At 72.0% G+C, this 9,844-nt stretch carries 7 protein-coding genes; all 7 read left to right on the forward strand.

The window, feature by feature from the left end; genetic code table 11:
• Positions 1-12: 12 nt before the first annotated feature.
• Positions 13-1,638 (forward strand): MFS transporter, encoded by a 1,626-nt coding sequence (locus ACFYW1_RS29585; RefSeq protein ID WP_388999805.1) that lies wholly within the window; start codon positions 13-15, stop codon positions 1,636-1,638.
• A gap of 95 nt (positions 1,639-1,733) precedes the next feature.
• Positions 1,734-1,916 carry a DUF5302 domain-containing protein gene (locus tag ACFYW1_RS29590; RefSeq protein WP_388999808.1) on the forward strand — a complete coding sequence of 61 codons (183 nt, stop codon included), beginning with the start codon at positions 1,734-1,736 and terminating at the stop codon, positions 1,914-1,916.
• A gap of 363 nt (positions 1,917-2,279) precedes the next feature.
• Entirely contained in the window at positions 2,280-4,034 is a 1,755-nt protein-coding gene (locus ACFYW1_RS29595; protein WP_388999811.1) for an acyl-CoA dehydrogenase family protein, read from the forward strand.
• A gap of 62 nt (positions 4,035-4,096) precedes the next feature.
• Positions 4,097-4,975, forward strand: a complete 879-nt coding sequence (locus ACFYW1_RS29600) for a 4'-phosphopantetheinyl transferase family protein (protein WP_388999814.1) — start codon at positions 4,097-4,099, stop codon at positions 4,973-4,975.
• A 191-nt stretch (positions 4,976-5,166) separates the two neighbouring features.
• Positions 5,167-5,892 (forward strand): response regulator transcription factor, encoded by a 726-nt coding sequence (locus ACFYW1_RS29605; protein ID WP_388999817.1) that lies wholly within the window; start codon positions 5,167-5,169, stop codon positions 5,890-5,892.
• 320 nt (positions 5,893-6,212) lie between these two features.
• Positions 6,213-8,354, forward strand: coding sequence for a condensation domain-containing protein (locus ACFYW1_RS29610; RefSeq protein WP_388999820.1), 2,142 nt, complete (start codon positions 6,213-6,215; stop codon positions 8,352-8,354).
• A gap of 110 nt (positions 8,355-8,464) precedes the next feature.
• Positions 8,465-9,688 carry a methionine adenosyltransferase gene (metK, locus tag ACFYW1_RS29615; protein ID WP_388999823.1) on the forward strand — a complete coding sequence of 408 codons (1,224 nt, stop codon included), beginning with the start codon at positions 8,465-8,467 and terminating at the stop codon, positions 9,686-9,688.
• Positions 9,689-9,844 lie beyond the last annotated feature (156 nt).

Raw genomic sequence — 9,844 nt, forward strand, 5'->3', positions numbered from 1 at the left:
GGAAAGCCTGGGATGAAAACGAAAACTTCTGAATCGCGAGCGTCGCAGCTCTCGGAAACCCCGGACCGGCCGGAGGAGCTGTCCGGCCCGGCGGCCGGGGAGTCCGGTGGCCGCGCACCGTCGCAGAACCGGTGGATCGCCCTGGCCGTGGTCACCCTGGCCTCGTTCCTCGACAACCTGGACGCGAACGCCGTCACCGTGGTCCTTCCCACCATCCAGCGGGACCTGGGCGCCGGTTTCACCGCGGCCCAGTGGACACTGGCCGGCTACGCACTGGCCTACGCACTGTTCCTGATCACGGGTGGCCGGCTGGGGGACATCTACGGGCGCAAACGGCTGTTCATGTTCGGGGTGGCCGGCTTCACCCTGGCGTCCATCGTGTGCGGCACCGCGGTGCTGCCCGAAGTACTGGTGGCGGGGCGGTTCGCGCAGGGATTCATGGCGGCGCTGATGGTCCCGCAGGCGGTCTCCGTCATCGTCACGATGTTCCACCGGGACGAGTGGGCACGGGCGTTCGCCGTGCTGGGAGCCGCTCTGAGCCTGGGCAGCGTCGGGGGGCCGCTCCTCGGCGGGATGCTGACCGAACTCGATGTCCTCGGCCTCGGCTGGCGTGCGATCTTCCTGATCAACGTGCCGCTCGGGGTGATCGCCCTGGTACTGTCCGCCCGCAGCATGCCCGAGTCCCGTTCGGACGAGGCGCTGCGCCTCGACATCGTCGGTGTGGTGCTGCTGACGACCGCTTCCCTGGGAATCCTCTATCCGCTGATCCAGGGGCGTGAACAGGGCTGGCCCGGCTGGATGTTCGCGTTCATGGGCATCGCGGTCCTGGTGCTCGCCCTGTTCGTCGGGCAGCAGCGCCGCCGGCACCGGCGCGACGGATCCGCGCTGATTCCGCCGACGCTCTTCAAGCACCGTTCCACCGTGGTGGGTCTGACGGTGACGCTGTTGGTCTTCAGCGGCGTCGCGTCGTTCTTCCTCGTCCTCACCTACCACCTGCAGACCGGTCTCGGCTGGTCCATCGTGAAGACCGCCCTGGTCACCGCGGCGTGGCCGGTCGGTATCACCGCCACCTTCCAGATCGCCTGGAAGTTCGGCACCGGTCGGGGCAGGCTGTGCGTACGAGTCGGCTCCCTCCTGATGGCCTGCGGTGCGCTGTGGACCCTGCTCGCGGTCTGGTCGGCCGGGAGCGGGGAGCTGTCCTGGCTGCAACTGGCCGGTGCCGAGCTGGTCATGGGCTGTGGCATGGGGCTGACCACGCCCGTGCTGACCGCCGTGGTCCTCGGCGACGTCCCCCCGCAGGACGCGGGTGCCGGCTCGGGGGTGCTCAACGCCGCCATCCAGTTCAGCACGGCCGCGGGGGTGGCGATCCTCGGCGCCCTCTACTTCGGGGGAGTGGAAGGCGGGGTGGGGGCGAGCGCCGGCCCCGGACACTTCAGCTCCGTGACGTCTTCGGTGCTCTGGTGCAACGTGGGCGTTTTCGTCCTGACCACCGTGCTCAGCTCCTTCCTTCCGGGCAGCGGTGCCGCAGGAAAAAGCGATGCCGCAGCCGAATCCGCCGAGCACGACGGACTGCCCGAGCACGACGGACCGGCCGGACACGAAGAAACGGCCGACCGTCTCGTACCGGACCCGGCATAGGCCGAATTAAATTCCTCTGACCGAAAGTAAATCTGGCCCGCTCTGATTTCCTGTGTCAGGCTGGCCGAGCTGTCAATTGCGTCCAGGAGGTTCGCATGACCGACAAGCCGCTCGTCGATTTCGAAGAGAACGACCCCCGGCAGAAATTCCGCGAGGCACTTGAGCGGAAGAGCAACGCGACGAAGTCCAGGCAGGCCCACGAGGAAGGGCGACTGAAGGTCAAGAACATGAGCGGGACCGCCGGGAAGAAGCGGTACTTCCGCCGCAAGACCGGGTGAGACCGAACGGCTGAAGAGGCTGCCGCCATCCCGCGGGGGGATGGCGGCAGCCTCTTCGTTTCCGCCGCGCGCACCGGCTCCACCCATGTCGTGCTTGAATTCCGACGGACTCCCGGTCCGGCTCCGCTCGATTCCCGCTCGGCTCTCGCTCGAATTCCACTCGAATCTTTCTCGAATTGGATTCCGGTCCGGTTCGAGAAAAGAACGGGATTCGGCCATGGATGCCTCGGCGGTCGTTCGAGGAATCGCGGACGACGCGTCGAGCTTCGCTCCAGCACGGCGCGAGCCGTTGCCGCCAGGGTCGTGCGTACGGGCGCGATACGTGGCGCGCATCCTGCGACGACGGAGCTGACACCCGCTGCCATGACCATCACTGCCGAGACCATCGAGACCACGGATGCCGACCGCAGGCGGTGGGAGGCCGACGCGCGCACGCGCGCGACCCGGCTGGAGACGCTGCTCGGCGATCCCTACGACCCCGCCAACCCGCACGGGCTGCGCGCGCTGTTCGCCGCCGACGCCCGGCACGTCCCGCCCGCCGACACGGAGGACCTGCTCGCCGGGACGGGACTGGGCGCCGAGTTCGTACCCGTCGAGCACGGCGGCCGGCTCACCCGGGCCGACCTGCTCGCACGCGTCCTGCGCCCGGTCTTCCGCCGCGACGTCGCCCTCGGCTTCGGCTTCGGGATCATCTCGCTGTTCGCCTCCGGCGCCGTCTGGGCGGCCGGCACCCCCGAACAGCGGCGCCGCGTCGCCGACCTGCTGCTCGGCGGCGGCCGGGCCACGATCCTCCACCACGAACTGGCCCACTCCAACGCGATCCTGCGGCACGAGTTCACCGCCCGCACCATTTCCGGCGGATACCGGCTGGACGGCCGCAAGGACGTGATCATCAACGCCGCGCGGGCCGACGCCCAGGTCGTCTACGCCCGCACCGACCCGGCCCGCGGACCGCACAGCCACTCCGTGCTGCTCCTGGACCGCGGCCGGCACGAGGGCGCCGCCGTACGGCACCTGCCGCGCGTCCCCACCTCCGGCATGCGCGGGGCCCTCTTCTCCGGGCTGGAGTTCGCCGGGCACACCGTCCCCGCCGACGCCCGCGTCGGCGAGACCGGAGACGGCGTCCCCCTCGCCCTGCGCACCTTCCAGGTCAACCGCAGCCTCATCTGCGGCGTCGTCACCGCGGCCGCGGACACCGTCCTGCACTCCGCCGTACGGGCTGCGACCACCGGGCGCAGCACCATCGCGCGCCGCTGGCACAAACCACTGACCGGGGTCTTCGCCGACCTGCTGGCCTGCGACAGCATGGCCACCGTCGTCCTGCGCGCACTGAGCCTGCTGCCCGACCGGGCCCATGTCTTCGCCGCGGCCGTCAAATACGTGGTGCCCGACCTGCTGCGCGAGAACCTGGAGGAGCTCTCCACCGTCCTGGGCGCACGCGGCTACGAGCACGACAACCCGGAGTACGGCGCACTCGACAAGCTCGTACGGGACCTGCCGGTCGCCGGGCTCGGCCACGCCGGAACCGCCTCCTGCCAGTCCGTCATCGTCCCGCAGCTGCGCGGCCTGGCCGAACGCTCCTGGTTCGCGGAGGAGGAACCACCGCCCGAACTGTTCCGCCAGAAGGCCGAGTTGCCCGCCCTGGACTACGGGGCACTGGGCATCGCGGGCGGCGGCGACTTCATGGCCGCCTCCCTCGTCGGCTCCGCCGCCCGGCTCGCCGCGTCCCGCGGCCTCGGCGGCCGGATCGCCGCCCTCGCCGAGCTGGCCGAGGGCTTCGTCACCGAACTGCGGGCGCTGCGCGAGGAATGCCGCCGGCTCCCCGCGTACGGCACCACGGCCCTCGCCGACCCCGCCGTCTGCGTGCTCAGCGACCGCTACAGCCTGATCGTCGCCGCCGCCGCGGTGCTCGGCGTGTGGGAGGGCCAGGACGGCACGGACCCGTTCCTCGCCGACCCGGCCTGGGCGGTGCTCGCCCTGTCCCGCCTCGGCGAACGCCTCGGCATGCACGTGCCCGACCTGCCCGGCGACTGTCCGGCACAGGTACTGGAGGAACTGGTGCGCCGGTACCGGACGGGCCGCAGCTGCGACCTGGACGCCATCGCCCTGGCCCAGTGAACGTGCAGGCACCGACGGAGCAACGAGCAGGAAGGGAAGGACCGTTGACGCGGAGAGAGCCGATGACAGGGATACCGGGCGCGGGCGACGTGATGGACATCGAACAGCCGCTGCCCCCGGCACCGACCGAGGAACGCATCACCGAGCCGATCCACGTCAGCGGCCCCGACGGGCCGTGGGATTTGGTGCGGGAGGGAATGGACCTGCGCGGCAACGCCGTGGTGCACACCACCTGGGGGGAGTGGCTCACCGGAGCCCTCGCCGATCCCTCGCTGCGCCCGCTGCTGGGCCGGGACTGGCAGCGTTACCGGCGCACCACCGACCCCACGATCCGTTTCCGCTTCGTCGCCTCCCGGCTGGCCACCAAGTTCACGGCCGCCGCCGCGCTGGGCACCGGGCCCGCCGAACTCGACCTCGCGTACAAGATCGGTGGACGGCCCTATCTGCGGGGCCTCGACCAGATCGACGTGAGCCTCACCCACACCGACGACCTGATCGCCGTCGGCATCAGCCGCAGCGGCCGGATCGGGGTCGACGCCGAACCCGCCGACCGGCACATGTCGTTCGAACTCCTCCAGAGTCACGTCTGCACCCCCACCGAGCGCGCGGCCCTCGCCGAACTGTCCGAGACGGAACGGACGGCGGAGCTGCTGCGGCTGTGGACCCTGAAGGAGGCGTACACCAAGGCACTCGGCCAGGGACTGCGGCTCGGCTTCACCGAGTTCGGCTTCGGCGTCGGCGAGGGCGGACTGCTGGCCCCCGACGGCACACCGGCCGCGCGCGGCGAATGGGCGTTCACCACCCGGCATGTGCTGGGCCGCTACCTGGTCAGCGTGGCCTGCCACGACTCCGGCCTGGACACCTCGCGCGACACGGCGGCCCGCACCATGCTCGACGAAGGGTTCATGGGGGCCGTCGCGGGACTCCTCGACTCCGACTGACACCACGGGACCGGTTACCGGATTCTCTGCTGAACCAGTAACCGGGTCGTTCCCGGATCCCTCCGGCGCGGGTGGGCCCACAGGGCCGTTCGCGGATCCGTCCAGGGCGGCTGGAGAAATCCGGCCCCGCCCCCGTACCCGGCTAGCGTGCCGGGGAACGGTTGCGGATACGGAGAACGAGGAGGCTGGTCGTGGGGGAAAGGGACCTCTCGGTGCTCGCGGCCCGCCGCGCCACCCTGCGCGTACTGCCCGGCGGAGCACCACCCGCCGCGCCGCACGCGGCCGGAGCGACCACGACGGTACGGGTGTACGTACTGGGCACCGACGCCCTGGCCCGCGGCGGCATCAGGGCACTGCTCGACGGCGGGCCCGCCATCCACGTCGTGGGAGACGGGGCGCCTGGGCCCGCCTGCCCCGACGACATCGCCGCCGCCGGACCGGACGTCGTCCTCGCGCACGGCACCCCGGACCCCGGAATGCTTCGGCCGGACTGCCGACTGCTCACCATCGGCGGGCCGGAACCGGAAACGGGCCCCGGCCCGGCGCACAGCCGGCTGCCCGGCACCGTCACCGCCGCCCAGCTCGCCTCCGCCGTCGTGCTGACCGCCGCCGGGTACACGGTCGCGGTACGGCCGGACGGCCCGGCACCCACGGCCGGCCCCGGGGCGGGACCCGCCGCCCCGGTCATCTCCGACGTCGGCCCCGAACAGCTCACCGACCGCGAGCGGCAGGTGCTGGGCCTGCTCGCCCACGGTCTGACCAACACGGAGATCGCCGGCTCGCTGACGCTCTCCGAGCACACGGTCAAGACGCACGTGCAGAACCTGCTCGGCAAGTTGCGCCTGCGCAACCGGGTCCAGGCGGTGGTCTACGCGTTCGAGGCCGGACTGCGCCGACCACTCAGCCCGTCCCCCTGACCGGCACGACCCGCACCACCGAAGCACCGAGCCCGCACCACCGCAGTACGGCACCACCACAACACCGCAGTACCGCACCACCGCAGAACCACAGGACCGAATCCGCTTCACCGAAGACTTGAGTCCGCTCCACCGAACACCGTGCCGATGGCCGGAGACCCCGGCCCACCGCCGTGTCAGCGCCGTATCAGGTCCGTATGGGCGGGCCTCGCATACTCGTTCCGTGCTCGTAGAGAGGGGAGGGAGGGGGTGCGCGCCCCGAACACATCATGACCGCCAACCATTTCTCACCGATGTCGCAGGTCTCTCCGGAGGGACCGATGACCGTTGTCGTCGACCCCGGGGAACCCCCCTATGACGCTCCGCCGTTCCTGGAACTCCGCGGTCCCCTGGACACCCGGAGCCTGGAAGCAGCGCTGGACCGGCTCGCCGCCCGCCGGCCGGACGGCCCGGCCTGGCAGCACCGGCTCCGGCCCCACGGACCCGGCCTGCACACCCTGAGACTCACCATGGGCGCCCCCGGGGAGTTCCCGGCCGGGCTGCTGGCCGACCTGCTCACGGACCCGCCCCTGACGGGCCGCTGCGTGCGCACGGCCGGGGCGAGTCCGCTCCAGCTCGAACTGCTCGCCGACGCCGACGCGCACCCGGGCACCGGACGCCACGTCGAGCAGCTCGCCTGGGACTGGCACGGCCCGCTCGACCCGGAACGCTTCACCGCCGCCTGGCAGTCCCTCTTCGACCGGGAGAGCGTGCTGCGCTCCGCCTTCGACGACGGCCCCGAACCACGGATCGTGGTGCACGACCGGGTCCGGGCCGAAGTGGTACGGCTGCCGCACAGCACCGAGGACTGGGCGTCGGTGGTCGAGTACGACCGGCGGCGCGGCCTCGACCCGCGCCGCCCCGGACCGCTGCGCGTGACCGTACTGGGCGGCGGCCCCCTCGTGTCGGTCACCGCTCCGCCCACCCGGGTGCTGCTCACCTACCACCACGCGCTGCTCGACGACTGGAGCGCACGCCTGCTGCTGCGGGAGTTCTACCGCGCCTACCTGGCCGACGGCCTCCTGCCCGGGGGCGAGCGCCGCCCCGACATGGACGACTACACGCAGTGGCTCGCCCGCCAGGACGTCGGCCCCGCACGGGAGTTCTGGACGGACGCCGCACCCCCGCCCGACGCCGCGCACTCCCCGCTGCCCCACACCCCTGACACTCCCGGCGCCTCCGACCCTTCTGCCTCCACGTCCGCCCCCGCCTTCCACGGGACAGGCACCGGAACCGGGCGCACCCGGCTGCGCCTGACCGCCGCCCAGACGGCACGGCTCGGCGCCTGGGCGGCCGGCTGGGGCAGCACCGAGAGCGGCGCGCTCCAGGCCGTGTGGGCGCTGCTGCTGTACCGGGCCACCGGGTCGGCCGACCCGCGGCCGGTCCGCTTCAGCGTGACCGTGTCCGGCCGCGGAATCCCGTTCGACTCGGTGGAACGACTGCCGGGCTCGCTGCGCAACCCGCTGCCGATGTCCGTCGTCGTCGACCCGCGATCGAGCGTGCCCGCACTGCTCGCCCTGCTGCGCGACCGGGCGCTGGACATGGCGGCGTACGAATGGGTGTCGGCGGGCCGTATCCGGGGCTGGACCGAGAGCCCGGACCGGCCGGCCGGACCGGAGGGCAGCCTCGTCGCCTTCGACGGCCGGCCCCGGAACGCGGACGGCCTCGCCCCCGAACTCGCCGCCCGGGGAATCCGGGTGGGCCACCCGGAGACGCTCGGCGCCCACACGGCCTTCCCCCTCACGCTCGCCGCCCACCACGACGAAGCGGGCGGGCTCGTCATGACCGTCACCTACGACCGCACCCAACTCGCCGGTATCGGCGGCGTCCTGGCCCATGCCGCGTACCTGCTGGACGAACTTCCCCGGATCGCGGGAGAGTTCACCACCGTCGCCGAGGTGCTGGAACTCCTGTCCGCCGCGGACCTGGACGCGGGCGCGAGTACGGACACGGGCACGGGCACGGGTGCGGAAGTGTGCCCGGCCACGGACGGCGGAGCCGAATCCGGAGCGGGAGACAGCACCGGTACCGGGGCGGGGGCCGGTGGGGCGTCCGCGATCATCACCCTGCGGCCGTCCCGGAAACCCGGCGTCGGCACCGTCTGCCTCGTCCCCGCACACAGCACCCCGCGCTTCCGCCACGACCTGCTCGCCCGCTCCTACCGGGGCCCCGAGAGCCTCGTGCTGCTGGGCACCCCGCCGGACGACGCGCGGGCCGGGTACGACGCGCTGCGACCGCTGATCGACGCGGGCGGTCCCCTGGTGCTCGGCGGCTTCACCGGCTGCGGAGTCGCCGCGTACGGGATCACCCGGCTGATCGCGGAGAACGGCGGCCGACCGCCGCTGATCGTGCTCACCGGCACCGCGACCTCCGCCGCCGACCTCGCCCGACTGCTCGAATCCGCCGCCGAACGCGCCGGATGACGAATCCGCCGGACGGCCGCCGGACGGTCATCGGGCCGTCCGGTCCCGCCGACGACCGACCGTTCGACGGACCTCGAACCGTTCAACGGACCTCACACCTCTGGAGAGCCATGTCCCGCCGCCTGTTCACCTCGGAGTCCGTCACCGAGGGCCACCCCGACAAGATCGCCGACCAGATCAGCGACACCATCCTCGACGCACTGCTCCGTGAGGACCCGACCTCCCGGGTCGCCGTCGAGACCCTGATCACCACCGGCCAGGTACACATCGCGGGCGAGGTCACCACCAAGGCCTACGCCGACATCCCGGCCCTCGTGCGCGAAAAGGTCCTGGAGATCGGCTACGACTCCTCCGGCAAGGGCTTCGACGGCGCCTCCTGCGGCGTCTCGGTGTCCATCGGCGCACAGTCGCCCGACATCGCGCAGGGCGTCGACACCGCCTACGAGCAGCGGGTCGAGGGCTCCGCCGAAGGCGGGGAGGGGGACGAGCTCGACAAGCAGGGCGCCGGCGACCAGGGCCTGATGTTCGGCTATGCCACGGACGAGACCCCGTCCCTGATGCCGCTGCCGATCGACCTGGCACACCGGCTCTCGCGCCGGCTCTCCGAGGTCCGCAAGAACGGGACCGTCCCGTACCTGCGTCCCGACGGCAAGACCCAGGTCACCATCGAGTACGTGGGCAGCCGCCCCGTCCGTCTCGACACCGTCGTCGTCTCCTCGCAGCACGCCTCCGACATCGACCTCGACACCCTGCTGACCCCGGACGTCCGCCGGCACGTCGTCGAGCACGTGCTGGCCGAACTCGCCGACAGCGGCATCAAGCTGGAGACCGAGGGCTACCGGCTGCTGGTGAACCCGACCGGCCGTTTCGAGATCGGCGGCCCGATGGGCGACGCCGGTCTGACCGGCCGGAAGATCATCATCGACACCTACGGCGGCATGGCCCGGCATGGCGGCGGCGCCTTCTCGGGCAAGGACCCGTCGAAGGTGGACCGCTCGGCGGCGTACGCGATGCGCTGGGTCGCCAAGAACGTCGTTGCGGCCGGCCTCGCCGCCCGCTGCGAGGTCCAGGTCGCGTACGCGATCGGCAAGGCCGAGCCGGTCGGCCTGTTCGTCGAGACCTTCGGCACCGGCACCGTGGCCCAGGAGCGCATCGAGCACGCCATCGGCGAGGTCTTCGACCTGCGCCCGGCCGCGATCATCCGCGACCTCGACCTGCTGCGCCCGATCTACTCCCGGACCGCGGCGTACGGCCACTTCGGCCGCGAGCTCCCCGACTTCACCTGGGAGCGCACCGACCGTGCCCAGCGGCTGAAGGCCGCGGCCGGTCTCTGACCGGTCGGCCCCTTCGTCCTACGCATCCCAGGGAGTACATCCATGGCCTCGTTGCCGACCTCTTCCGCCGACAGCAGGATCCGAGCCGGAGCGTTGCGTGAGGCGCTTGCCACCCGGGTGGTGGTGGCGGATGGTGCGATGGGCACCATGTTGCAG

The organism is Streptomyces sp. NPDC002669 (genome assembly GCF_042889165.1).
In the GTDB taxonomy this organism is placed as follows: Bacteria; Actinomycetota; Actinomycetes; order Streptomycetales; family Streptomycetaceae; genus Streptomyces.

Excerpts from the sequence above, each read along its gene's own strand:
- ACFYW1_RS29585 (WP_388999805.1), top strand. The coding sequence starts at position 13 with ATGAAAACGAAAACTTCTGAATCGCGAGCGTCGCAGCTCTCGGAAACC.
- ACFYW1_RS29590 (WP_388999808.1), top strand. The coding sequence starts at position 1,734 with ATGACCGACAAGCCGCTCGTCGATTTCGAAGAGAACGACCCCCGGCAG.
- ACFYW1_RS29595 (WP_388999811.1), top strand. The coding sequence starts at position 2,280 with ATGACCATCACTGCCGAGACCATCGAGACCACGGATGCCGACCGCAGG.
- ACFYW1_RS29600 (WP_388999814.1), top strand. The coding sequence starts at position 4,097 with ATGACAGGGATACCGGGCGCGGGCGACGTGATGGACATCGAACAGCCG.
- ACFYW1_RS29610 (WP_388999820.1), top strand. The coding sequence starts at position 6,213 with ATGACCGTTGTCGTCGACCCCGGGGAACCCCCCTATGACGCTCCGCCG.
- metK (WP_388999823.1), top strand. The coding sequence starts at position 8,465 with ATGTCCCGCCGCCTGTTCACCTCGGAGTCCGTCACCGAGGGCCACCCC.